Here is a 23,939-nt window from a genome sequence, read left to right as displayed (position 1 = left end):
CCACCCCCTCCCAACCTGGCAGGCTCACTCATGAACGCCGTCACGAGTTACAATTTCGCCTATCTCGATGAGCAGACCAAACGGATGATCCGTCGGGCCATCCTCAAGGCCATCGCCATTCCCGGTTATCAGGTGCCGTTTTCCAGCCGCGAAATGCCCATGCCGTATGGCTGGGGCACGGGCGGGGTGCAGGTGACCGCCTCGATCATCGGGCCCGATGATGTGCTCAAGGTCATCGATCAGGGCGCCGACGACACCACCAATGCGGTCTCGATCCGGGCTTTTTTTGCCAAGGTAGCGCAGGTCGCCACGACCACCCATACTGCGCAGGCCACCATCATCCAGACCCGCCACCGCATTCCCGAACGGGCACTGGGGCAGGGGCAGATCCTGGTCTATCAGGTGCCGATCCCCGAGCCGCTGCGCTTCCTTGAACCGCGCGAAACCGAGACGCGCAAGATGCACGCGCTGGAGGAATACGGGCTGATGCACGTCAAACTCTATGAGGACATAGCCCGGCACGGCCATATCGCCACCACCTATGCCTATCCGGTCAAAGTCGAGGGGCGCTATGTGATGGACCCCTCGCCAACCCCCAAATTCGACAACCCCAAAATGCACATGAGTGCCGCCCTGCAATTGTTCGGGGCAGGGCGTGAACACCGCATCTACGCCATTCCGCCTTTTACCGAAGTGGTCAGTCTGGACTTTGAAGACCATCCCTTCGAGGTGCAGCATTTCGAACAGCCCTGCGCGCTGTGTGGCGCCGAACAGGTCTATCTCGACGAGGTCATTCTCGATGACCATGGCGGGCACATGTATGTGTGCTCGGACACCGATAACTGCGAGGAACGCCGCGAAGCCGGGCATGTCGGCGCCCTGGGCGTGCAACAGGAGGCAGCCCAATGAGCGCCGAACCGCTTCTCAAGGTTGAGGGTCTGACCAAATATTACGGTAGCCGTCTGGGCTGTGCCGATGTCAGCTTCGCGCTCTGGCCCGGCGAAGTGCTGGCCATTGTCGGGGAATCCGGCTCGGGCAAGACCACACTGCTCAATTCGCTTTCGGCGACGCTCGAGCCCAGCGCGGGCCGGACGCTTTACCGCATGCGCGATGAGCAATGGCGCAATATCTACGATCTGAGCGAAGCCGAGCGCCGCTTTCTGGTGCGCACCGATTGGGGTTTTGTGCATCAGAACCCCGCCGATGGTCTGCGCATGACGGTGTCGGCTGGTGCCAATGTCGGCGAACGGCTGATGGCAGTGGGAGACCGGAACTACGGCCATATCCGCGCCACCGCGCTCGATTGGCTCGGTCGGGTGGAGATTGCCGCCGACCGTGTTGACGATCAGCCGCGATCCTTTTCTGGCGGCATGCGCCAGCGCCTGCAGATTGCCCGTAATCTGGTGACCGGGCCGCGCCTGGTGTTCATGGACGAGCCCACTGGCGGCCTTGATGTGTCGGTGCAGGCCCGCCTGCTCGATCTGCTGCGCGGACTGGTTGGGGAGTTGGGACTGGCGGCCATAGTGGTGACCCATGATCTGGCCGTCGCGCGTCTGCTCAGCCACCGCATGATGGTGATGAAGGACGGCCACGTCATCGAATCCGGTCTGACCGACCGGGTGCTGGATGATCCGCGCGAGCCCTATACCCAATTGCTCGTCTCCTCGATCTTGCAGGTGTGAGGATGAGATCCTCCACCCTCATTGCCTTCCCACAAGGGGGAGGGAAGCCTGTCCAGTGCGCGGACGACACTGTGCCACCGATCGTTGCCCCGTCTTCTCCCTCTCCCTTGTGGGGAGGGACCAAGGTGGGGGTTTCTTACACATCTGCGGAGCTATCCAATGACCGCCCTATCCGTGAAAAATCTGGCCAAGACCTTCACCATGCACCTGCGCGATGGCGTGGTGCTGCCGGTGGTCGACAATGTGACCTTCGACGTCCAGCCCGGCGAATGCGTCGTGCTGGGCGGACCATCGGGGGCCGGCAAGAGTTCGATCCTCAAAATGGTCTATGGCAATTATGGTGTTGATGCTGGCACCATCGTGTTGCGCCACCATGGTGAGCCGGTGGATCTGGCCAGTGCCGACCCGCGCACCGTGCTGACGCTCAGGCGCGATAGCATCGGCTATGTCAGCCAGTTCCTGCGCACCGTACCCCGCGTTTCCGCGCTCGACGTGGTGGCCGAACCGCTGGTTATTCGCGGCGTTGAACGCGAACGGGCGCAGGGACGGGCGCGCGACCTGCTGGCCCGGCTCAACCTGCCTGAACGGCTGTGGAGCCTGCCGCCAGCGACTTTTTCAGGCGGTGAGCAGCAGCGCGTCAATATTGCGCGCGGCTTCATCACCGCCCATCCGGTGCTGCTGCTCGATGAACCGACGGCCTCGCTCGACGCCACCAACAGGGCCGTTGTGGTGGCCATGATTGCCGAGAAAAAGGCGGCAGGTGTCGCCCAATTGGGCATCTTCCACGATGAGGAAGTGCGCGAGCAGGTCGCCGACCGCATTCTCGATGTGACTGCCTTTGCGCCCAGGATCGTTGCGTAGGCCCCTATTGCACACGATCAGGTAGAGCGGGCACTCAAAAGCGCTCCCTGGCATCGATCCCAGGGGCGTTTTTGCCCGTTCCGGGCTCCCAAATTGCGCTCTTGTGCATCGTCACGCAACCGTCACCCCAGTGTAATCCCAGCTTCACGTCGCCGCCCTAGGTCTGCCGCAGTTCAACAGCGAGGGCGCTGATGCTTACGATTTCAAATGTCTCGCGGCGCTTCGGCGACAAGCTTGCCGTCAGCGACGTGAATCTGGAAATCCCGCAGGGGCAGATGGTCGGCATTATCGGCCGTTCAGGCGCCGGCAAGTCGACCCTGCTGCGAATGATCAACCGGCTGACCAATGTGTCCGAGGGCGCCATCCGCTTTGATGGCGTCGAGGTCTCGGCGCTGCGCGGCAAGGCGCTGCGCAACTGGCAACGTGATTGCGCCATGATCTTTCAGCAGTTCAATCTGGTGCCACGTCTGGATGTGATCACCAATGTGATGCTGGGCCGGCTCAACCATCGCTCGACGCTGCTGTCGCTGTTGCAGATTTTTACCGAAGCTGAGCAGTTGCGGGCACTCCAGGCGCTCGAACGGCTCGACATCGCCCAGACTGCCACCCAGTGGGCCCAGACCCTGTCCGGTGGCCAGCAGCAGCGTGTGGCCATTGCTCGGGCGCTGATGCAGGCCCCGCGCATGATCCTGGCCGATGAGCCGATCGCGAGCCTGGACCCGCGCAATGCCAAGATCGTCATGGACAGCCTGCACGCCATCAATCGCGAGCAGGGCCTGACCGTGATTACCAATCTGCATACCCTGGATACTGCGCGCGCCTATTGCGGTCGCATCATCGGCATGGCGGCAGGCCGGGTGGTGTTTGACGGCACACCCGAGCAACTGACCACCGATGTGGCGCGCCAGCTCTACGGTGCCGAGGGGCTCGAAGACGCCTTCTCCGAAGCCATGACTTCCACCAGCATCGAGCCCGCCCGGCGGCCCACGGCCAAGCCCCGCGAACTGGCCGACGCCCTCTGAAATTCAAGCGTTCCGCGGCTGCACAACGGGCCCAGCCCGGCAGTCCGTCGACATCTTTGCGTCACCAAAGGAGACTTCCATGACCGCAATTCGTACCGTCCTGCTCGCCGGCATCGCGCTCGCTGGCGTCACTGCACCGACCTTCGCCCAGGAAATGGATGTAATCCGCATCGGCATCCTTGGCGGCGAAAACGAGACCGACCGTCTCGCCAACAACCAGTGCCTGATCGACCTGCTGCCAGAAGCGCTGGGCGTCAAGGAAGTCAAACTGTTCCCCGCAGCTGACTATGACGGTGTAATCCAGGGCCTGCTCGGCGGCACGCTCGATATCGCCGGTCTGGGTGCTTCAGGTTTTGCCAAGGTCTATCTGGCCGACCCCGAAGCCGTTGAGCCCTTCAACACCACCGTCCAGCTCGACGGCGCCATGGGCTATCACTCGATCCTGCTGGCCCGCAAGGATTCGGGCATCGACACCCTCGAAGCGGCCAAGGGCAAGACCCTGGGCTATGCCGATCCGGACTCCACCTCGGGCTATCTCATCCCGCTGGTGACCCTCCCCGAACAGACCGGCATGGCCAATGACGAGTATTTCTCGGCAACCTCGTTCAATGGTGGCCACGAGAACAACGTTCTCGCCCTGCTCGACCACAAGGTCGATGTGGCTGTGACCTGGACGTCGGGCGTTGGCGAATTCTCCGAAGGCTATAGCTCGGGCAATACCCGCTCGATGGCCGACAAGGGCATGCTGGACATGGAAGACGTGACCCAGCTCTGGCTCTCGCCGCTGATCCCCAATGGTCCCAATGTGATGCGCTCGGACCTGCCGCAGGCCATGAAGGACAAGATCGTCGCCTTCTACACCAATCTGCCCGAGACCAATTACGAGTGCTTCAGCGGCATCGAACGCGGCGACTACAAGGGCTATGCCCCCGTCGACGCCGATTTCTACAAGCCGATCATCGACGCTCGCAAGGCAACCATCGGCGGCTGATCGCCAATCCGATACCGGCAGGCGGCGTGATCACACGCCGCCGCCATTCTTTGAGGGCGATCCATGAGCGAGACCATCCTTCCCGGCAATCCGGCCCCGCTTTCCAGGGAACTGGGCGTGGTGCATGCGCACTACCGGTCCCTGCTGCGCACCAGACGGCTCTATACGCTGCTGGTCGGGGGCGCCTTGCTGGTGGTGCTGTCCGCTTCGCTCTGGTTTGCCAATGCGTCAAACGCTGGCGCCTTCTTCGACCGGCTGCCCTATTTCTTCGACTTCTTCATTCACTTTCAGCCCGACGAGGCGATGGAAATCGTGCGCGCGCTGTTCGATCTGCCTTCGCCGCTGGCCGATGGCTCGTTCAAGTACAATTACGAGGAAGGCCGGGTCTATCTGCTCGGCGATTTCTATCTGCCCGAATATTTCTACCAGATGCTGGTGACGATCAATATCGCGCTGGTCTCGACCATTTTCGGCGTCACTTTTGCCTTTGGCCTGTGCTTTCTGGCAGCCAGCAATGTGACCGGGTCACGCCCGATCCGGTTCGTGGTGCGGCGTTTTCTCGAAGTGCTGCGTGCTTTCCCCGAAATCGTCGTCGCCGGCATGCTGGTGGCCATCCTCTCGGTGGGCCCGATCGGTGCTATTGTTGCGGTCAGCCTGCATACGGTGGGTGCACTGGGCAAGCTGTTCTACGAAGTCACCGAGAATGCCGATGGCCGCGCCGATGAGGGGCTGCGCTCGGTGGGGGCCAACTGGTTCGAGCGCGTCCGCTTCGCCTTCGTGCCCCAGGTCATGCCGAACTTCGTCTCCTATGCCTTGCTGCGCGCCGAAATCAATGTGCGCGCCTCCACCATTATCGGCGCGGTGGGCGGCGGCGGCATTGGCGAGGTGTTCCGGCTCTCGATTGGCCGCGATCATGCCGCCAAGACCTACGCCATCATCATCCTGCTGTTTGCCACCATTATCGGCATCGACGCGATCTCCGGCGCGTTGCGCAAGCGTCTGGTCGGCCCGTCTGCTTTCCAGTTCGGCGGTTGAGGAAAACACATGTCCAGCATGCAAATGACCGCCAGTGAGGCTCTTGCCCTCAAGGCCCGCCACGGCGCCGTGTTTCATCGTCCCCTGCAGCAGCGCCTGACCGTGCCGCTGGTGGCGCTGGGAACGGCGGCCTATCTGGTGTTCTGCTTCTTCTTCTTCGATATCTCGGGCGTGCTGGCCAATGCCCAATGGGCCCGCGCCAGCATCTATATTGCGGACTGGTATTCCTGGGAGGCCACGCCGCGCTTCCGCTTCAAGAATGACAGTGTCGAACTCGAATGGACCCGCTCGCTGCTGGGCGACAATCCCGATCCCGACTGGATCGAGCAGACCGGACCCAAAAGCTATGTGACAAGCTTTGGTAGCCCCGCCAATAGCGTCGAGATCAGCCCGACCGCCGTGGTCGCGGTGGTCGACGGCCAGCGCTATGACGTGCCCATTACCGATGATGGGGCGCTATTGCCCGTCGATGCACCCGCCGCCATGTCGCTCAAGGGAGGCCGGGTGACGGTCGACTACGGCTTTGTCGGGCAGGCCGAGATCCGCAATACCCAGGTCTATGTCCGTCATCGTTTTCTGGGCTGGCCCAATTTCTTCTTCGATACCAATTCGCATTTCTTTGGCATGACCGCCGCCGAGGTCTGGCGGGCGATCACCGTGGCGCCGCGCTTTGAGCCCGACATGCCCAATGTGCAATTGATGGCGGTCGAGTTTCTCTACAATGCCGAGTGGCAGCATCTTGATGTCTATGACAAGCTGCTCCAGACCATCGTCATGGCCTTTGTCGGCACGCTGTTCGCCGCATTGCTGGCCTTTCCCCTTTCCTTCATTGCCGCGCGCAACATCACCGCCAATCGCCCCGGCAACTGGCTGATGAAACGGGCCTTTGACTTCCTGCGCTCGGTGGACATGCTGATCTGGGCACTGTTCTTCGTGCGTGGCTTTGGCCCGGGGCCCATTCCGGGTATCGCGGCCATTTTCTTCACCGACACCGGCACGCTGGGCAAGACCAATACCGAGGCGCTCGAAAACATCGACGATCGCCAGCGCGAAGGCGTCAAATCCGTCGGTGCATCGGGCATGGCGGTGCACCGCTATGGTGTGGTGCCCCAGGTGCTGCCGGTCTTTGTCAGTCAGGCGCTATATTTCTGGGAGAGCAATACCCGCTCGGCCACCATTATCGGCGCTGTAGGGGCAGGGGGTATCGGGCTCAAACTGATCGAGGCCATGCGCACCAATCAGGATTGGGAGAACGTTGCCTATATGGTCATCCTGATCCTGATCGTGGTGTTCATTTTCGACAATATTTCCAATGCGATCCGCTCGCGTCTGACCGGTCCGGCAGCGCATTGAGCGACATCCGGATGCGTCCATTCTTTTTATTCTTCGGCGGAAGGTAACATCTGGTTATCCCCGTCTTGTAACGTCAGCTTAAGTGCGGGTCTTTAAGGTAAGGGTGCTCTGGTAAAGGCGGCACCGTGTTTTCTTCAATGAATTCTCTCTTTCCCGCTCATGATCCCCGCCTTCTGGCCTGGGCCGCTGTGGTTTGCCTGGTCGCCGCCTATGGCAGCACCAATTTGCTGCGGAAGTCCCAGCGCCACACCGGCGTCGCACAGGCCATCTGGATCAGTGTCGCCAGCGTCTTGATAGGGCTGGGCATCTGGGCGACCCACTTTATCGGCGCGCTGGCCTGGAACCCAGGCTTCGCCATCAGCTTCACGCCGGGGGCGATTGATCTGTCGCTGCTCGTTGCCGTTCTGATCAGCGGCGCTGGCGTCGCGCTGGCAACGCGCGGTGACGGCATCGGCATTCGGTTCCTGGGCGGCGCCGTGGTGGGTCTCGCCATGGCCTCCATTCAGATATTTGGCCGCGCTGGCACGGTGATCGGCGGTACGATCGGCTGGAACCTGCCATTACTCACGGTGGTGGTCATCGTCGGCATGGCGCTGGCAGGGCTGGCCTTTGTGGTGGCGATGCGGCGCCATATCACGGCCGGCGCCCTGTTGCTGGGCGTCGCGACCTACGGCATGAATTTCGGCGCCATGGCGGCCGCAGATTTCTCCAACTGTTCGGCGCTGCCAGCCATCGGCAAGATCACCAGCGAAATGATGTCAGTCGGCGTCACGGTAATCTCCCTGATCGCCTTGACCATCACCTTTGCCAGCATGGTGCTCGAAGAGGCCGATCGTCGCCGCGCCGAAACCGAGCGTCAGCGCCAATTGGCGGACGCCGAACAGATCACGGAAGTGACCACGCTGTTCGAACTGGCGACCACCCATATGGCGCAGGGCCTGTGCCTGTTCGGCCGCGATGGCCATCTGGAGTTTCACAATAACCGGATCTCGAACCTGTTCGGCGATCGCATTGGCGACCATGATCTGATCGGTATGCATTTCCGCGATCTGGCGCTGGCACTGCAGGGCACTTCCCGGCCGGTTGCCGACGCCCCCCGCGAAGAGGCCGAGCACCGCATTGACGGCATCATCAGCAAGATTATCAGCGGCGAAACCTGTGATTACATGCGCACCATGAATGACGGGCGCATTATCCGTTTTCAGCATAGCCCGATTGTCGATGGCGGCTGGGTAACCACGATTGACGACGTGACCTCCGAGCAGCGCTCGCAGGCCCAGGTTGCCCATCTGGCCTATCATGATCCACTCACCAGCCTGCTCAACCGCGCGGCGTTCAATGAGCGCGTCGACGCCGCCGTCTCCATCGCCAGCGAGACGGATGTGAACTTCGCCGTGGTGGCTATTGATCTGGACCGGTTCAAGGAAATCAATGACAGCTATGGTCATCTGGTGGGTGATCAGGTTCTCAAGGCCCTCGGCACGCGGCTGAGCACAGGCCTGAAGGAAGGCGAGACAATCGCCCGACTGGGCGGGGACGAGTTTGCCGCGCTTAAGATGTTCACCTCGATCGAAAGCCTGCGCGAGTTTCTGGACCGCATCGAAAGCGCGCTGTTTGCCCGTATTGTCACCGACCAGGTCACCGTGAGCACGGCGGGCAGCATTGGCGTGGCCGTCTTCCCCGATGATGGCGGCGACCGCTCGCGCCTGCTCAACAATGCCGATCTGGCGATGTATCGCGCCAAGGCCGAGTTTGACCGGCGTCTTTGCTATTACGAACACGACATGGACGAATATGCCCGTGAGCGCCGTGCCATGAGCAAGGACCTGTGGCTTGCGGTCGAGAATAACGGCTTTCACCTGGCCTATCAGGTGCAGAAATCCGTCGAGAGCGATGAGATCACCGGTTATGAGGTCCTGCTGCGCTGGAACCGGCCGGGACACGGTCTGGTGCCGCCCATGGACTTCATTCCCATTGCCGAAGAAAGCGGCGCGATCACCGCGATAGGCGCCTGGGTCCTGCGTACCGCCTGCTATGCTGCTGCAGCCTGGCCCGAAAAATACAAGATCGCGGTCAATATCTCAGCCGTGCAACTCGGCCAGATGGAACTGGTCACCACGGTGCGCGATGTCCTGCTCCAGACCGGGCTGGCCGCATCGCGGCTGGAACTGGAAGTCACCGAAACCTCGATCATCGCCGACAAGCAGCGGGCGCTGCATATCCTGCGCCAGATCAAGGCCATGGGGGTGTCGGTTGCCATCGACGATTTCGGCACCGGCTATTCCTCGCTCGACACGCTGCGCAGCTTCCCCTTCGACAAGATCAAGATCGACCGTTCCTTCATGGCCGATGTCGACAATAATGATCAGTCAAAGGCGATTGTCCGGGCAATTCTGGCGCTCGGCAAAAGCCTGTCGGTCCCGGTTCTGGCTGAAGGCGTGGAGACCAGCAGTCAACTTGATGTGCTGCGCGCGGAAGGCTGCAACGAGGCGCAGGGCTATTTCCTGGGGCGGCCTGGCGACATCCTGTGGACCAGCAGTGTCACGCCCTTGCTGCGCAAAATGCGGCTCTAGCGCCACATGCCAGTGGCTCTGCAACGGGAGCAGAGCATGGGCAAACATGCCGGAACCGCCATCTGGTGAGAATTCAGAAACCTTGTTGCGTAACATCAGTTTAAGCCGCGCGGACTAGATTTGCGGCAATTGCGGCGCCAAGTGGCGTCTGTCAGTCGAATTAGGCCCCGCGCGTGTTCGCTTTTGTCGATTTTTTCCTGCAGCAGCACGACCCGCGCTTTGTCGGGCTGGCTGCTATTGTCTGTCTGGTGGCGGCTTATGCCTGCGTGAGCCTGCTGCGGCACGCCCGCCGCGCCACCGGCCGCATGCATGTGATCTGGATTGGCGTGGCTGCCCTCGCCGTTGGTCTGGGCATCTGGGCCACCCATTTTATTGGCATGCTGGCGCTGCGCCCCGGCTTTACCCTGAGCTATGACCTGTTGCTGACCGGCGCTTCGCTGCTGATTGCCATCGGCATTTGTGGCGTCGGCATTGCGATGGCCGCGCGCGGCCAGAGTGTGGCCGATCAATTCCTCGGTGGCGCGGTCGTGGGCATTGCCATTTCCTGCATGCACTATACCGGTATTGCCGCACTGGTCATGGGCGGCGCGATTGGCTGGAACACTGGCATGATCGCCCTGTCGGTTATCGCCGGCATGCTTCTGGGTGGCCTGTCCTTCGTTGCGGCCATGAATGGCCGCATGCTGACGGGGGCCTTGCTGCTGACCCTGGCCATCTGCGCCATGCACTTCACCGCCATGGGCGCCGCCGACTTCTCGCGCTGCTTTCCGCTCAGCGCTGGCGGGGAAATCAATAGCGGCTGGTTGTCAGGCGGCGTTGCCCTGATTTCGCTCCTGGTGCTGGGTGCAGCCTTTGGCAGCGTGCTGCTCGACGAGGCAGATCGCCGCCGCACGCAGCGCGAAAAGGAACGGCAGGAAGCCGATGCCGCGCGGATCAACGAGGTCACCTCGCTGCTCGAACTGGCGACCACCCACATGGCGCAGGGCCTGTGTCTGTTCGACAATACCGGCCATTTGCGGTTTCACAATCAGCCCGCCACCGATCTGATCCGGGCCCAGGGCATTGGCGACGATGCAGTGGGCGGTCATTTCCGGGATCTCTCGCTGGCCATGCAGGGTGCATCCCGGCCCAATACGACAGCCGAACAGCAGGAAGCCGAAACGCGGATCGATGAACTGATTGCCGGGATCGCCCGCGGTGAAGTCAAAGACTATCTGCGCACCCTTGATGACGGGCGCATTGTGCGCTTCGTTCACCGCCCCATTGCCGATGGTGGCTGGGTGACCACGATTGATGACGTGACCGACGAGCAGCGCTCGCAGGCCGCCATTTCCCATCTGGCCTACCATGATCCGCTGACCAATATCCTCAATCGCGCCGCGTTCAACGAACAGCTCGATCACGCCTTGCACACTGCAGGCGAAACCGACCAGAATTTTGCCGTCATCGCCGTCGACCTCGACCGGTTCAAGGAAATCAACGACACCTATGGCCACCAGGTGGGGGACCAGGTGCTCAAGGCACTGGCAACACGCTTGAGCACGGGCCTCAAGGAGGGCGAGGTGGTGGCGCGTCTGGGTGGCGACGAATTCGCCGCGCTCAAGATGTTCACCTCCATGGATGCCTTGCGCGACTTCATCGCCCGCATTGAAAGCGCGCTGTTTACGCGGATCGAGACCGATGTTGTCACCGTGAACAGTTCGGCCAGCATCGGCGTGGCCATCTTCCCCGAAGATGGTGGGGACCGCTCGCGCCTGCTCAACAATGCCGATCTGGCGATGTATCGCGCCAAAGCCGAATTTGATCGCCGTACTTGCTACTACGAACACGACATGGACGAGCATGCGCGCCAGCGGCGTGCCATGGCCAAGGATCTGTGGACGGCCCTGGAAACCAACGGGTTTTCGCTGGTCTATCAGGTGCAGAAGTCGGTCGCGACCGACGAGATCACTGGCTATGAAGTGCTGCTGCGCTGGAGCCGCCCCGGCCACGGCATGGTCTCGCCCGCCGATTTCATTCCGGTGGCCGAAGAGTGCGGCGCCATTACCGCCATTGGCACCTGGGTGCTGCGCACTGCCTGCCGCAATGCCGCCAGCTGGCCCGAAAAACGCAAGATCGCCGTCAATGTTTCAGGCGTGCAGCTGGGTTCGCTCGATCTGATCGATACCGTGCGCGACGTCCTGACTGAAACCGGTCTGTCGCCTTCCTTGCTGGAGCTCGAAGTCACCGAGACCTCGATCATCGCCGACAAGCAGCGCGCGCTCCATATCCTGCGCCAGATCAAGGCCATGGGTGTCTCCATCGCCATTGACGATTTCGGCACCGGCTATTCCTCGCTCGACACGCTGCGCAGCTTCCCCTTCGACAAGATCAAGATCGATCGCTCCTTCATGACCGAGGTTGATCACGACGAACAGTCCAAGGCGATCGTCCGCGCCATTCTGGCGCTGGGCAGGAGCCTGTCGGTGCCGGTTCTGGCTGAAGGCGTGGAGACCTGCGCCCAGCTTGAGGTGCTGCGTGTCGAAGGCTGTAGCGAAGCGCAGGGCTTTCTGCTCGGCCGACCCGGCGAGATTGACTGGGAAGACCTGATCGAGCCCATGTTGGGCCAGATGGTGGTCTAGTCGCGGCCGCGAAACCGCCGCTGATAATCCGGATCGTAGAGCGAACTCTCGCGGAAATCGGTGGCACCCAGCGTGCGCCCGACAAAGATGATGGCGGTGCGCTCCACCGGATCGGCGGCAAAGCGCTCGACTATATCGGCCAGCGTGCCCCGGATGATCTTCTCATCGGGCCAGGAAGCGTGGAACACGATGGCGACCGGGCAATCCGCGCCATAATGCGGCGTCAGCTCCTCAACCACCCGATCGAGCGCATGAATGGCCAGGTGAAGGGCCAGTGTCGCCCCGGTAGCGCCAAAGGCGGCCAGGGTTTCGCCCGGGGGCATGGCCGAGGCACGACCCGAAATGCGGGTCAGCACCAGGCTCTGGGCTTCAGCCGGAATGGTCAGTTCGCGCCCCAGTGTGGCTGCCGCTGCCGAAAATGCCGGCACGCCGGGCGTCAGTGAATAGGCAATGCCCAGCCGATCCAGCCGCCGCATCTGTTCGGCGACGGCACTCCACATCGACAGATCGCCCGAATGCAGCCGCGCCACGTCCTCGCCGGCCGCATCCGCCTTGGCGTATTCGGCCTCGATTTCGTCCAGCGAGAGCGGGGCGGTGTCGATCAGGCGGGTATCGGGCCCACACCAGGCCAGCATTTCCTGTGGCACGATGGAGCCGGCATAAAGGCACACCGGGCAGGCGGCGAGCAGGTCGCGCCCGCGCACGGTGATCAGATCGGCCGCACCGGGGCCGGCCCCAATGAAGTGCACAGTCATGGCATGCTCCAGACCCATTGGGTAATCGGCATGGACGGGCGCCAGCCGGTCATGGAGCCGACAGCATCGGCCCGGGCGACGGCAATACGGGTCAGGCTGCCGCCCAGCCTGGTGTGATGGGCGAGCAGCAGCGCTTCAAGTTCCAGCGTCACCGCATTGGCAACCAGTCGACCGCCGGGGCGCAGCGCCACAATGGCGGCGTCGAGAACGCCGGGATCCGAACCGCCACCGCCGATGAAAATGGCATGGGGGGGCCCAAGCTCGGCCAGCGCTGCGGGGGCGGTGCCGACGGCGATCTTGAGATCGGGCACACCAAACGCGCTGGCATTGCGCCCAATGCGCGCGGCCCGCTCGGGATCGGCCTCAATGGCGATGGCGCGCAGGCTGGGATCGGCCAGCATCCACTCAATGCCGATCGAGCCGGACCCCGCCCCGATATCCCACAATGTCTCGCCGCGACGGGGCGCCAGTGCTGACAGGGTCAGGGCGCGCACCTCGCGCTTGGTCATCTGGCCGTCATGCTCGAACAGCGCGTCATCCAGCCCCGGCGTCAGCGGCACAACGCGGGCGCCGGGCAGGGCGACGACGCTGATGGCGCAGATGTTGAGCGGGTTGATACCGGTAATGTCGAAATTCATCGCCACCTGGCTGCGCACGGTCTCATCGCCCCCGCCCAGTGCTTCAAGCACGGTGACGATGGAAATGCCGAACCCGGCTTCGCTCAAAAGCGCCGCCAATTGGGTCGGGCCGTTCTCATCAGACGTCAGCGCTAGAATACGCGCACCGGGATGCAAATGCGGGCGGATCAGATCGAGTGGGCGACCGTGCAATGACAGGCTGAGCACATCCTGCAGCGGCCAGCCCAGCCGGGCAGCGGCGAGGCTGAACGAGGAGGGATGCGGATAGACTGCCATCTGGCTGGCATCGACATGGCGCGTCAGCGTGGCGCCGACGCCGAAATGGAACGGATCGCCCGAGGCCAGCACGCAGACCCTGCGGCCCTTATGCATCAGCACCGCCGCAATGGCGTCCGAGAATGGCGACAGCCATGGCTGGCGCTCGCCGGTGATGACAGGGGTGGCCAGTTCGAGGTGACGTGCGCCGCCAAAGACGATCTCGGCTGCGGCAATGGCCGCCTTGGCAGGCTCGCCCAGACCGACCAAACCATCCTCACCAATGCCGACGATCGACAGCCACTTCATTTGGGCGCTCCAAGGGAGCGCGGCGAATAGACCAGCGGCGCCTGATTTGGGCGCTCGATGACGCGGGTTTCGGGCGAACCGATGACCACACAGGTCGCCATATCGGCCTTGGCCGGATCGGCGTCGGCCAGACTCACCACGCTGATGGCTTCATCGGGCCGGCCTGCAGCACGACCAAAGATCACCGGCGTAGTCCAGGGCAGCACTTCGCGCAGGATGGAGAATGCACTGCCCAGCTGCCAGGGGCGGGCCTTGGAAATGGGATTGTAGAGCGCAATCACCAGCCCTGCAGTGGCTACCGCGCGCAGGCGTTGCTCAATCACCGTCCAGGGCTTGAGATTATCCGACAGCGAAATGGCGCAGAAATCATGACCCAGCGGGGCGCCGGCGCGGGCCGCCACAGCCAGCATGGCGGTGACGCCGGGGACGATGGACAGTTCCAGCTCGCGCCAGGCGGGCGGGCCGTCTTCAATGGCTTCGCAGACCGCTGCCGCCATGGCAAACACACCCGGATCGCCACCCGAGACAACGCAGACCTGCTCGCCCCAGGCGGCCGTCATCAGCGCATCCTTGGCGCGCGCCAGTTCTTCGCGATTGTCCGAGGCCACGCGACGCTGATCGTCGCGCAGGGTGAGGCGGTCGAGATAAGGGCCGTAACCAAAGAATACATGGCTGGCCGCAATCGCATTGACCGCTTCGGGCGTGGTCTGATCGGGATTGCCCGGACCGGTGCCGACAATGGTGAGCTTGCCGGTCATGCAGCACCTGCCGATGTGGGGCGGGTGTTCCAGCCGGGCACCAGGATCAGCGCGAAATAGGGGGCGACATCATCGGGCTTGTCGGCCAGCCGCATTGAGGCGCCATTGGCCATGGTGCCGCGCTCGACATAAACGGCAGACTCGAGCCGACCAGCCGCCGCAATGGCGCGGCGGACCTTGGCCATGTTGCGGCCCACCTTCATGATGACGGCGCCATCGGCATTGCCCAGGCGCGCTGTCAGATCGGCTTCTTCCAGCGTGCCGGGCAGCACGGCCAGAATGTCATCGCCCTGCACCAGCGGCAGCCCGGCCTGTGACCAGCAGCCGGACATGGCCGTGATCCCCGCCACAACCTCGGTGGGATAGAGATGGGCCAGCCGCACATGGATATGCATATAGCTGCCATAAAACAGCGGATCGCCCTCACTGAGCACGGCCACCGTGCGGCCTGCATCAAGATGGGCGGCGACGCGCGCGGCGGCTTCAGCGTAAAAATCGCTGGTGGCCGATTTGTAATCGGCATGGCGGCGGTCGATCTCGGTGGTGACCGGATAGCCCAGCTGCTCTTCGATCTGGGTGGTGATCAGATCGGCGACAATGGCGCGTGCATTGCTCGAATTGCCCTGCTTGGCGAAATAGGCAATTACATCGGCGTTCTCGATCGCGCGCACGGCCTTGAGCGTGAGCAGTTCCGGATCGCCGGGGCCTGTGCCGACCCCAATCAGCTTGCCGCTCATATGCCCGTCCTCGCCAGCGCATTGAGCGCCGCAGCGGTCATGGCCGAACCGCCCAGCCGGCCGCGCACGATGGCATAAGGCACGCCATAGGAGTTCTCGGCCAGTGCGGCCTTGGACTCCGCCGCGCCGACAAAGCCCACAGGCATGCCGATAATCGCTGCAGGTCTTGGCGCGCCGTCGCGCAGCAGTTCGAGCAGGTAGAACAGGGCAGTGGGGGCGTTGCCGATGGCGACCACAGCGCCTTCCAGGCGCGGCAACCACAGCATCAGTGCCGCGGCGGAGCGGGTATTGCCGATATCCTGTGCGATGCCCGGCGTGGCCGGGTCACGCAGGGTGCAGACCACCTCGTTATTGGCTGGAAGACGGGCAGCGGTGACGCCACGGGCGACCATTTCGGCGTCGCAGAAGATCGGTGCGCCGGACTTGAGCGCGGCCTGTCCGGCGGTGACAAAGCCGGGACCAAATTCGAAATGCTGCGCGGCATCGACCGAGCCGGCGGCATGGATCATGCGGATGGCAAGTTCGGCCTCGTCGGGCGAAAAGGCAGACAGATCGGCTTCGGCCCGGATGATGGCAAAGGACTGCCGATAAATGGCGTCGCCATCCTTGATGTAGTCGTATTGGGTCATCGTCATCCTTGCCCGGACGGGCCGATGGCGGACTCAAGCTGGTCCGCGTGCAAAACAGTCTGTGGCGTATCGCCCGCGCTGCCGTTGATGACAAGACCGTAACCGCCTGCCTGACCCACCAGCGTCAATGCAGCGCGGCGCGGATGGGCGCAGCCCTTGGCGCAACCCGAAACGTGCAGATCGCGGCCTGCGGGCAGGGCGGACGCCAGTTGCTGGGCGATTTCGCGGGCCGGAATAAGGCCTGACGCACAGCCGGCACTGCCGATACAGGCGCTGATGCGGGTGCGGGGATCGCTCGCATCGGTAATGAAGCCGAGCGCGGCGGCGTCGTGGACAAAACCCGCTGGCGCGTTGATCGCGAGCAGGGTGTGATGCGGCGCGAGACGCAGTTCGGCAATGCCATGGTCTGTGGCAAGGCGCGCAAGCGCCATCAAAGACGGGCTGTCGCTGGCGCCGAAGGGCAGGGCGATACCTGTTGCGCTGCCGCTGGCCAGCGTGAACTGGCCGATGGTCTGGCTGGACGACGGGGCGGCCGATGCGCGGGGTGTGACCAGATCGGTGGCGCGCGCGGCTGGACCCAGCTCGACGAGCTTGTGCAGGACGGTAACAACGGCAGCGGCCGCCGCGCTCTCGTGCAGTTCGCTTTGAGGCTGCTCGGCAATGGCCAGTGACCAATGCTGGGGCGCGATGGCGGTCAACCGGATATCGGCCTTGAGCCCGGCACGGGTGATCTGTCCCATGCCATCGACCACCACGGTCACCTTGGGGCCAAGTTGCTCGCCCAGCGCTGCGGCAAGGTCCCTGATGGACACAGCAAGCGCGCGTGGGGCGCTGATTTCAGTCGCATCGTCTCCGGCCAGTGGTGGCGTTTCCACCACAAGGCCCTGCTCGATGTCGACAACGGCGCGGACGGCGGTGGCGAAAGGGGCAGTGCTGGTCAGTGTCAGCCCGCGCACCTGCAGATTGCCGCGCGCAGTGATCTCGACCTGTCCATTGCCGTGATGGGTGGCCTGTTCGGCAATGGTGTGTAACTGCGCTGGCGTCAGGCGCCCCTCGCCAACGCGTAGCCGCGCCAGCAGGCCATCACCAGTCTGCATCGGCGCTTCAAGCGTCGGGCAGGCGCCACGGCGACGGGGCGATGGGGCAGCGATGGGTTGGGCGGCGGACATGGCAGGTGGTGTAGCCGATTGGATCGCAAGGGGGAATATCTGCCTTTGGGCGGATGATGGGCCAAGACCGTCCACCCGCGCGCCCATGCCCCAAGGGGGCGGGGAGAGCGGGCGGCAACTCCTAGTCCCGCTTGCGCAGCAGATAGGTATCCATCATCCAGCCATGCCGGGCGCGGGCGGTCTGGCGCGTTTCGACAATCTGGCTGGCCACATCGCCCAACCGGCCGGAAATGGTGATTTCATCCGGCGTGCCGAGATAGGCGCCCCAGAATATCTCGAGGTCGGGATCGGCCTCGGTGAAGGCGGTCTGGCCGTCGAGCATGACGATGGTGTCGTCGGCCACGGTACCGAGCTTGCGGCCTGTCGTGATCTGGACCGGTTCGCCAATACGGTTCAGCGCAATGCCATGGGCCGCGGTCAGTGCCTGGACCGAGGTAATGCCGGGCATGATTTCGACGCTGACCGGGTGGGTCTGGCGCAACCGCTCGACAATGCGGATGGTTGAATCGTAGAGGCCCGGATCGCCCCAGACGAGGAAGGCGCACGCCCCGTTATCGGGCACTTCGGAGAGCAGGCCGGCAAAGCGCTCGGCGAGTGCCGCGTGCCAGTCATCGACGCCGGCGCCGTAGTCGGGATTGCTTGCGTCGCGCCGGGGCACGGCATAGCCCAGCGTGCGGCTGGCGGGATTGGTCACATAGCGGGCGATGATCTCGCGGCGCAGGTCGGCCAGATCGGCCTTGCTCGCCCCCTTGTCCGGGATGAACAGCACATCGGCGCGGTTGAGCGCGTTGATGGCCTGAATGGTGATGTGCTCGGGATTGCCCGCCCCGATGCCCACGATGAGAATGGTCTTCATGCCCGGTTCTTGCCTCAGGGCTGGGGCGTTGACAAGCACTGCGGCTACCGATGGGGCAAAGCGATCACAACTCCGCGCACCAATCGCATTCGGCTTGACCTTCCCAGAGGGGAAGGCGCCACACATCAGCGTCTTCTAACAAACGGATTTGCGATGAAATCTCTCCTGCTTGCTGCAACGATCACCCTTGGCCTGATGCTGCCCGCCTTTGCGCAGGATCACGGCGCGATGACTGGCATGTCCGGCGCCGAGATGCCGGCCAGCCATGCCTATGCAGCCATGGCCGAAAAGATGCATGCCGACATGGCCATGACCTATACTGGCGATGCTGACCTTGATTTCATCAATGCCATGATCCCGCATCATCAAGGGGCCGTCGAAATGGCCCGTATCGTGCTCGAACATGGCAACGACCCCGAGGTGAGGGCGCTGGCCGAGGCAGTGATCGCGGCGCAGGAGCAGGAAATCGCCTGGATGCAGGACTGGCTGGCCAAGCGCGACCAGTAGCTCAGCCCCGTCGCGGCCCACTGACCGAATTGCGCACGATCAGCTCGCTGCGCAACAGCACTTCGTTCTTGGCGGGCGTCTCGCCCGCCAGCAGCGCCAGCAGCAGGTCCATGGCGCCCTCGCCAATCTTGTGGCGCGGCTGCTTCATGGTGGTCAGCGATGGCGTGACGAAGCTGGCAAACGAAATATCGTCAAATCCCATCACCGAAAAGTCGCGCGGCAGATCATATTTGCGCGCACTCAGCGAGATGATCACCCCCAGCGCGGTGGCGTCGTTGACGCACAAAAAGGCGGTGGGCAGCACATCGCGGACAAACATGTGCTCGGTCGCCGCTCGGCCGCTTTCCGTGGTGCCATCGCCGTCCAGTATCAGCCGTGGGTCAATGGTGATGCCCGCGCCGCTCAGGGCCGCGCGATAGCCCTGCTCGCGCAGCATGTTGACCGCCTTGCTGGTCGAATGCCCGATAAAGGCGATGCGGTGGTGCCCCTGGGCGATCAGATGCTCGGCTGCAATGCGGGCCCCCTCGAAATTATCGACACCGACAAAGGGCACATCGCTATTGGAGACCGGTTCGTTGACCGCCACCATGGGCGGCAGGCGCACGGGATTGCCCTGTTCGCCAATGCCATAGGGCAGGTGACCGGTAAGCAGGATCAACCCGTCAGCCTGATTGGAATTGATGAAGCGCAGATAATCAGTCTCGCGCGTCGGATCATTCTGGGTATTGCCGATCAACACCCCATAGCCGCGCTTGGAGGCCTCGGTTTCGAGCCCCACCAGAATATTGGAGAAGTTCGGATCGCCCACATCGGGCGCCAGAATCAGGATCATGTTGGAGCGGCGCATGCGCAGTGAACGCGCCATGGCATTGGTGGTGTAGCCGGTGCGCGCAACGGCCTCGGTGACCTTGCGACGCGTCTCGTCAGCAACCTTGGTGGGCTCATTGATAGCGCGGCTGACCGTGGCGATGGATACGCCGGCGATCGCCGCTACGTCTTCAATTGTGGCCAGTTTTCGGTGCTGCAATCTGTGCCTCGCACGCCCACTGACGCCCGCTGTCGCTGCCTTTAGCAGATGGCTCACGCGGCGCCAGACCCTCCTTTACGGCTTATACCGTTTCTCCCGTTTGTAAACCTTTACATCAATCATGAAAACCTTTACATCATTGTCTCAGGAGCGAAGAGACGGGGTTCAACCCTGCCGCGTTCAGGGAGGGGTTCAACGATGTCCAGCGCCGAAGGCATGTCCGCGCCAGCGATCCTGTCCGCACACCGGATCAGTAAATCGTTCGGCGAAATCCCCGTCCTGTTCAGCATTGATTTCGATATCAAGCCCGGTGAAGTTCACGCCATTATCGGCGAGAACGGCGCAGGCAAATCAACCCTGATCAAGGTGCTGTCCGGTCTCGAGCAGCCGACCTCAGGCACCATCTCCTATGATGGCAAGACCGCTGTGCTGCCGCCCAATGGCGAAGCCGAAGCCATGGGCATCGTGGTGATCCACCAGGAATTGCTGCTGGCTGAACATCTGACGGTTGCCGACTCCATTTTCCTGGGTCGCGAACTGACCAAGAACGGCTTCTTGCGGCTGGCCGACATGCGGGCCCAGGCCGCTGCCATTCTTGATACCCTGCACGTCAATGTCGATCCGGACGCACGCATCAACACGCTGTCGGTTGCTGACAAACAGATGGTCGAAATTGCCAAGGCCATCAGCCGCGACGCGCGCGTGTTGATCATGGACGAGCCGACCGCCGTGCTGTCGCAGGGCGAAACCCAGACGCTGTTCGAACAGATCCGCCGTCTGACCGCACGCGGCGTGGCCGTGATCTTCATTTCCCACAAGCTTGACGAGATCATGGAACTGGCTCAGCGCGTCACCGTGCTGCGTGACGGCCAGTTGATCGCCACGGTGGGCACCGAGGCGCTGACCCCGGATTCCATCGCGCAGATGATGGTAGGGCGCGAGCTCTCCAATCTCTATCCACCCAAGCATGAGCCCGATGTCGACGCCCCCGTAGTGCTCTCGGTGCGCAATCTGGTGGCGCCTGGCGTCAAGGACATCTCGTTTGATCTGCGCAAGGGCGAGATCCTCGGCTTTGCCGGGTTGATCGGCTCGGGTCGCACTGCTGTGGCCGAGGCCATTGTCGGGCTCAATCCGCGTGATGATGGCACGGTCGAGGTCAACGGCACGCCGCAGGACTTTACCGACGTCGCCAAATCGGTTGCTGCCGGGCTGGCCTATATGACCAAGGACCGCAAGGGGCGGGGGCTTCTGCTCAATGTCGGGCTGGAACCCAATCTGACCCTGCTGACGCTCAAAAAGCACCTCAAGAACGGCTTTCTGGACGGCAAGAGCGAAGCCAGTGCGCTCGAGCGCGCCGTGCGCCGTTTCGATATCCGGGCGCGCGATGCCTCGGTCAAGGTGGGGCAGCTATCGGGCGGCAATCAGCAGAAACTGATGCTGGGCAAGACCATGGAAGCCGAGCCCGACATCATCATCATGGATGAGCCGACGCGCGGCATCGACGTGGGCACCAAACAACAGATTTATCATATCGTCGCGGCACTGGCGGCCGAGGGCAAGTCCATCATCCTGATCTCTTCGGAGATGCAGGAAGTGATCGGGCTTAGCCATCGGGTGCTGGTGATGCGCGAAGGGCGATTGGCCGGCAAGCTCGAGGGCGCCGAAATCGCGGAAGCAGAAATCATGCGGTACGCCGCAGGCATCAAGCAGGGTGGGGACGATGAGCGTATCAGCGCATGAGGCTGCAAAGCCGGGCAGAAGCTTCCGGATTGATCTCAAGACATTGGGACCGCTGCTGGCGCTGATCCTGCTGGTGATCCTGGGCTACAGCCTCAATCCAGCCTTCCTCAATGAAGGCAACATCACCAATATTCTGACCCGCTCGGCCTTTATCGGCATCATCGCGGTGGGCGCCACTTTCGTGATTACCGCAGGCGGCATCGATCTGTCAGTGGGCTCCATGGCCGCCTTCATCGCGGGCGTGATGATCATTGTCATGAATACCGCCGTGGACGCGCTGGGCGCCTCGATCTGGACGGTGCTGCTGGGCATTGGCTGCTCGCTGATCTTGGGCGTGGGTGCCGGCTATATCAACGGTTTTCTCACCACCAAGGCCAAGATCGAAGCCTTTATCGTGACGCTCGGCACCATGGGCATCTATCGCTCGCTGGTAACCTATTTTGCCGATGGCGGCACGCTGTCGCTGGCTTCGGGTGCCCGCGATATCTATCGCCCGGTCTACTATGAGAGCTTCCTGCGCATCCCCATTCCGGTCTGGGTGTTCATCTTCGTGGCGATCATCGGCTGGGTGCTGATGAACCGCACCGCCTTTGGCCGCTATTGCATGGCGATCGGCTCCAATGAACACGTGGCGCGCTACTCGGCCATCAAGGTCGACCGGGTCAAGACCGCCACCTATATCCTGCAGGGTCTGTGCGTCTCGCTGGCCACCATCATCTATGTGCCGCGCCTGGGCTCGGCATCATCGGCCACCGGCGTGCTGTGGGAACTCGAAGCCATCGCTGCGGTGATCATTGGCGGCACCATGCTCAAGGGCGGCTTCGGCCGCATTGGCGGCACGGTGATCGGCGCGCTGATCCTGACGGCCATCGGCAATATTCTCAATCTCACCGAGATCATCTCGAACTACCTCAACGGGGCAGTGCAGGGCGTGATCATCGTGGCGGCAGTCTACCTGCAGCGCGGCTCGCTCCGCGGTGCACGCAAGAAGGCCGAATAATCCAAGTCCCCAACGGGGCGGGAGAACCGGCGCCAAAGCAGCGCCAGAACACAGGGAGGACTAAGCTATGTCTTTGAAGTCAATCGCACTGGGCCTGTTGGCCACCAGCGCACTGGCCGGCGCAGCATTCGCGCAGGATCAGATCAAGATCGGCGTCTCTATTCCAGCCGCAACTCATGGTTTCATGGGCGGCCTGAACTGGCACGCCGCAGAAGCTGAAAAGCGCCTTGAAGCCGCCAATCCCAATATCGACATCATCATCGTGACCGCTGACGGCCCCGCCGATCAGGCCAGCGATCTCGAAGACCTGGTCTCGGTGCATCAGATCGACGCCCTGGTAGTGTTGCCGTTTGAATCCGAGCCTCTGACCGAGCCTGTCCGCGCCGTTGCCGACACCGGCGCCTTCATCACCGTGGTCGACCGTGGCCTGACCGACCCGTCCATCCAGGACGTCTACGTCTCGGGCAACAATACCGAAATGGGTGAAGTCTCGGCCGAGTACATGATGACCCGCCTCGGCGATGGCGACAACATCGTCATCCTGCGCGGTATCCCCACCGTGCTCGACACCGAACGCTTCGACGCCTTCATGGGCAAGATCGAAGGCTCGGGCATCAATGTGCTCGACAACAAGTTCGCCAACTGGAACCGCGATGACGGCTTTGAAGTGATGCAGGATTTCCTGAGCCGCTTCCCCGATATCGACGGCGTCTGGGCTCAGGATGACGACATCACGCTGGGCGTGGTCGAGGCCATCAAGCAGGCTGGTCGCGAAAGCGAAATGTTCGTGGTCGGCGGCGCTGGCATGAAGGAAATCGTCAAGGGCGTGATGGATGGTGATCCGCTGGTGCCCGTCGACGTGCTGTATCCACCGGCCCAAATTGCCACGGCAATGGACGTGACGGTGAACCACTTCATCTCCAATGGTCCGGTCACCGGCAGCTATATTCTCGGCTCGCCCCTGATCACCCAGGAAAACGCCGAGCAGTTCTACTTCCCAGACAGCCCGTTCTGACCTCCCATACCCAGAACGGACAGCAAAGGGCGCCCCTGGGGCGCCCTTTGTTATTGGGATGGATCAGTTTGTTTGCTTGGGCACCCCCACCTAACCTCCCCCTATAGGGGGAGGAATCCGTGCAGTGGGTGGGCGGGATGTTGCCAAGGCTCCGATGCAGCTCCTCCCCCTGTCAGGGGGAGGACGGGAGGGGGTATCCCCGAGCTAAGCCGCCTCAGGCGTGTAGCCGGCTTCGCGGATGGCTTCTTCACCCTTGGCGCGGTCGCCGGTAAAGCTGACCTTGTGTGATGCCAGATCGACGTCGATCTCGGCGCCGGGCAGGGCCTCTTCCAGAGATTTTCGGATGGCGCCGACGCAGTGATTGCAGCTCATGTCGTTGACGGCGAAAACGGTCTTGTCGGTCATT

At 62.6% G+C, this 23,939-nt stretch carries 22 protein-coding genes; 13 read left to right on the top strand and 9 right to left on the bottom strand.

The window, feature by feature from the left end; translation table 11 throughout:
* Positions 1 to 30: 30 nt before the first annotated feature.
* From KD146_RS11035 to KD146_RS10995, 9 genes are all read left to right on the top strand, one after another.
* Entirely contained in the window at positions 31 to 909 is an 879-nt protein-coding gene (locus KD146_RS11035; protein ID WP_212658718.1) for an alpha-D-ribose 1-methylphosphonate 5-phosphate C-P-lyase PhnJ, read from the top strand.
* Complete coding sequence (gene phnK, locus KD146_RS11030; protein ID WP_212658717.1) at positions 906 to 1,682, top strand: phosphonate C-P lyase system protein PhnK; 777 nt, start codon at positions 906 to 908, stop codon at positions 1,680 to 1,682. The genes KD146_RS11035 and phnK overlap by 4 nt, the downstream gene beginning before the upstream one ends.
* A gap of 159 nt (positions 1,683 to 1,841) precedes the next feature.
* The gene (gene phnL, locus KD146_RS11025) at positions 1,842 to 2,543 is read left to right on the top strand and encodes a phosphonate C-P lyase system protein PhnL (protein ID WP_212658716.1); all 702 of its coding nucleotides are present in this window, start codon (positions 1,842 to 1,844) and stop codon (positions 2,541 to 2,543) included.
* Positions 2,544 to 2,734: 191 nt separating this feature from the next.
* Complete coding sequence (gene phnC / locus KD146_RS11020) at positions 2,735 to 3,565, top strand: phosphonate ABC transporter ATP-binding protein (RefSeq protein ID WP_212658715.1); 831 nt, start codon at positions 2,735 to 2,737, stop codon at positions 3,563 to 3,565.
* A gap of 79 nt (positions 3,566 to 3,644) precedes the next feature.
* Positions 3,645 to 4,556 carry a phosphonate ABC transporter substrate-binding protein gene (gene phnD / locus KD146_RS11015; RefSeq protein WP_212658714.1) on the top strand — a complete coding sequence of 304 codons (912 nt, stop codon included), beginning with the start codon at positions 3,645 to 3,647 and terminating at the stop codon, positions 4,554 to 4,556.
* Positions 4,557 to 4,619: 63 nt separating this feature from the next.
* On the top strand, positions 4,620 to 5,591 hold the full coding sequence (gene phnE, locus KD146_RS11010; RefSeq protein WP_212658713.1) for a phosphonate ABC transporter, permease protein PhnE: 972 nt from the start codon (positions 4,620 to 4,622) through the stop codon (positions 5,589 to 5,591).
* Positions 5,592 to 5,600: 9 nt separating this feature from the next.
* Positions 5,601 to 6,944, top strand: coding sequence for a phosphonate ABC transporter, permease protein PhnE (phnE, locus tag KD146_RS11005; protein ID WP_212658712.1), 1,344 nt, complete (start codon positions 5,601 to 5,603; stop codon positions 6,942 to 6,944).
* 137 nt (positions 6,945 to 7,081) lie between these two features.
* Positions 7,082 to 9,517, top strand: a complete 2,436-nt coding sequence (locus KD146_RS11000) for a bifunctional diguanylate cyclase/phosphodiesterase (protein ID WP_212658711.1) — start codon at positions 7,082 to 7,084, stop codon at positions 9,515 to 9,517.
* Between the two features lie 173 nt (positions 9,518 to 9,690).
* A complete protein-coding gene (locus KD146_RS10995) occupies positions 9,691 to 12,138 on the top strand; it encodes a bifunctional diguanylate cyclase/phosphodiesterase (protein WP_212658710.1) in 2,448 nt (815 codons plus the stop codon).
* On the opposite strand, the gene cobM is transcribed toward KD146_RS10995, so the two are convergent.
* The 7 genes from cobM to cobF all read right to left on the bottom strand — a co-directional run bounded on the left by cobM (position 12,135) and on the right by cobF (position 18,244).
* Positions 12,135 to 12,893 carry a precorrin-4 C(11)-methyltransferase gene (gene cobM, locus KD146_RS10990; protein WP_212658709.1) on the bottom strand — a complete coding sequence of 253 codons (759 nt, stop codon included), beginning with the start codon at positions 12,891 to 12,893 and terminating at the stop codon, positions 12,135 to 12,137. The genes KD146_RS10995 and cobM overlap by 4 nt on opposite strands.
* Positions 12,890 to 14,095, bottom strand: coding sequence for a precorrin-6y C5,15-methyltransferase (decarboxylating) subunit CbiE (gene cbiE / locus KD146_RS10985; protein WP_212658708.1), 1,206 nt, complete (start codon positions 14,093 to 14,095; stop codon positions 12,890 to 12,892). The genes cobM and cbiE overlap by 4 nt, the downstream gene beginning before the upstream one ends.
* Positions 14,092 to 14,853, bottom strand: a complete 762-nt coding sequence (locus KD146_RS10980) for a precorrin-3B C(17)-methyltransferase (protein WP_212658707.1) — start codon at positions 14,851 to 14,853, stop codon at positions 14,092 to 14,094. Before KD146_RS10980 ends, cbiE begins: the two co-directional genes overlap by 4 nt.
* Positions 14,850 to 15,590 (bottom strand): precorrin-2 C(20)-methyltransferase, encoded by a 741-nt coding sequence (locus tag KD146_RS10975; protein WP_212658706.1) that lies wholly within the window; start codon positions 15,588 to 15,590, stop codon positions 14,850 to 14,852. The genes KD146_RS10980 and KD146_RS10975 overlap by 4 nt, the downstream gene beginning before the upstream one ends.
* Entirely contained in the window at positions 15,587 to 16,219 is a 633-nt protein-coding gene (locus KD146_RS10970) for a precorrin-8X methylmutase (RefSeq protein WP_212658705.1), read from the bottom strand. Before KD146_RS10970 ends, KD146_RS10975 begins: the two co-directional genes overlap by 4 nt.
* A 2-nt stretch (positions 16,220 to 16,221) precedes the next feature.
* Positions 16,222 to 17,388: a precorrin-3B synthase gene (gene cobG, locus KD146_RS10965; RefSeq protein ID WP_212658704.1), complete on the bottom strand. Its 1,167-nt coding sequence runs from the start codon at positions 17,386 to 17,388 to the stop codon at positions 16,222 to 16,224.
* 121 nt (positions 17,389 to 17,509) lie between these two features.
* Complete coding sequence (gene cobF, locus KD146_RS10960; protein WP_212658703.1) at positions 17,510 to 18,244, bottom strand: precorrin-6A synthase (deacetylating); 735 nt, start codon at positions 18,242 to 18,244, stop codon at positions 17,510 to 17,512.
* Between the two features lie 153 nt (positions 18,245 to 18,397).
* Here cobF and copM point away from each other — a divergent pair, with 153 nt between their 5' ends.
* Positions 18,398 to 18,751 (top strand): CopM family metallochaperone, encoded by a 354-nt coding sequence (gene copM, locus KD146_RS10955; RefSeq protein WP_212658702.1) that lies wholly within the window; start codon positions 18,398 to 18,400, stop codon positions 18,749 to 18,751.
* 1 nt (position 18,752) lies between these two features.
* On the opposite strand, the gene KD146_RS10950 is transcribed toward copM, so the two are convergent.
* The gene (locus KD146_RS10950; protein WP_212658701.1) at positions 18,753 to 19,778 is read right to left on the bottom strand and encodes a LacI family DNA-binding transcriptional regulator; all 1,026 of its coding nucleotides are present in this window, start codon (positions 19,776 to 19,778) and stop codon (positions 18,753 to 18,755) included.
* A gap of 198 nt (positions 19,779 to 19,976) precedes the next feature.
* On the opposite strand from KD146_RS10950, the gene KD146_RS10945 reads away from it, so the two are divergent.
* The 3 genes from KD146_RS10945 to KD146_RS10935 all read left to right on the top strand — a co-directional run bounded on the left by KD146_RS10945 (position 19,977) and on the right by KD146_RS10935 (position 23,533).
* Positions 19,977 to 21,518 carry a sugar ABC transporter ATP-binding protein gene (locus tag KD146_RS10945; RefSeq protein WP_212658700.1) on the top strand — a complete coding sequence of 514 codons (1,542 nt, stop codon included), beginning with the start codon at positions 19,977 to 19,979 and terminating at the stop codon, positions 21,516 to 21,518.
* Positions 21,499 to 22,518: an ABC transporter permease gene (locus KD146_RS10940; protein ID WP_212658699.1), complete on the top strand. Its 1,020-nt coding sequence runs from the start codon at positions 21,499 to 21,501 to the stop codon at positions 22,516 to 22,518. Before KD146_RS10945 ends, KD146_RS10940 begins: the two co-directional genes overlap by 20 nt.
* Positions 22,519 to 22,585: 67 nt before the next feature.
* Positions 22,586 to 23,533, top strand: a complete 948-nt coding sequence (locus KD146_RS10935) for a substrate-binding domain-containing protein (RefSeq protein WP_212658698.1) — start codon at positions 22,586 to 22,588, stop codon at positions 23,531 to 23,533.
* A gap of 204 nt (positions 23,534 to 23,737) precedes the next feature.
* Here the strand turns inward: KD146_RS10935 and KD146_RS10930 are convergent, their stop codons facing one another.
* On the bottom strand, positions 23,738 to 23,938 hold the full coding sequence (locus KD146_RS10930; protein WP_212658697.1) for a heavy-metal-associated domain-containing protein: 201 nt from the start codon (positions 23,936 to 23,938) through the stop codon (positions 23,738 to 23,740).
* Position 23,939 lies beyond the last annotated feature (1 nt).

The organism is Devosia litorisediminis (assembly GCF_018334155.1).
Taxonomy (GTDB): Bacteria; Pseudomonadota; Alphaproteobacteria; order Rhizobiales; family Devosiaceae; genus Devosia; species Devosia litorisediminis.
Note: the sequence above shows the minus strand (reverse complement) of the source record. Positions and strands in the feature narration are given on the sequence as shown.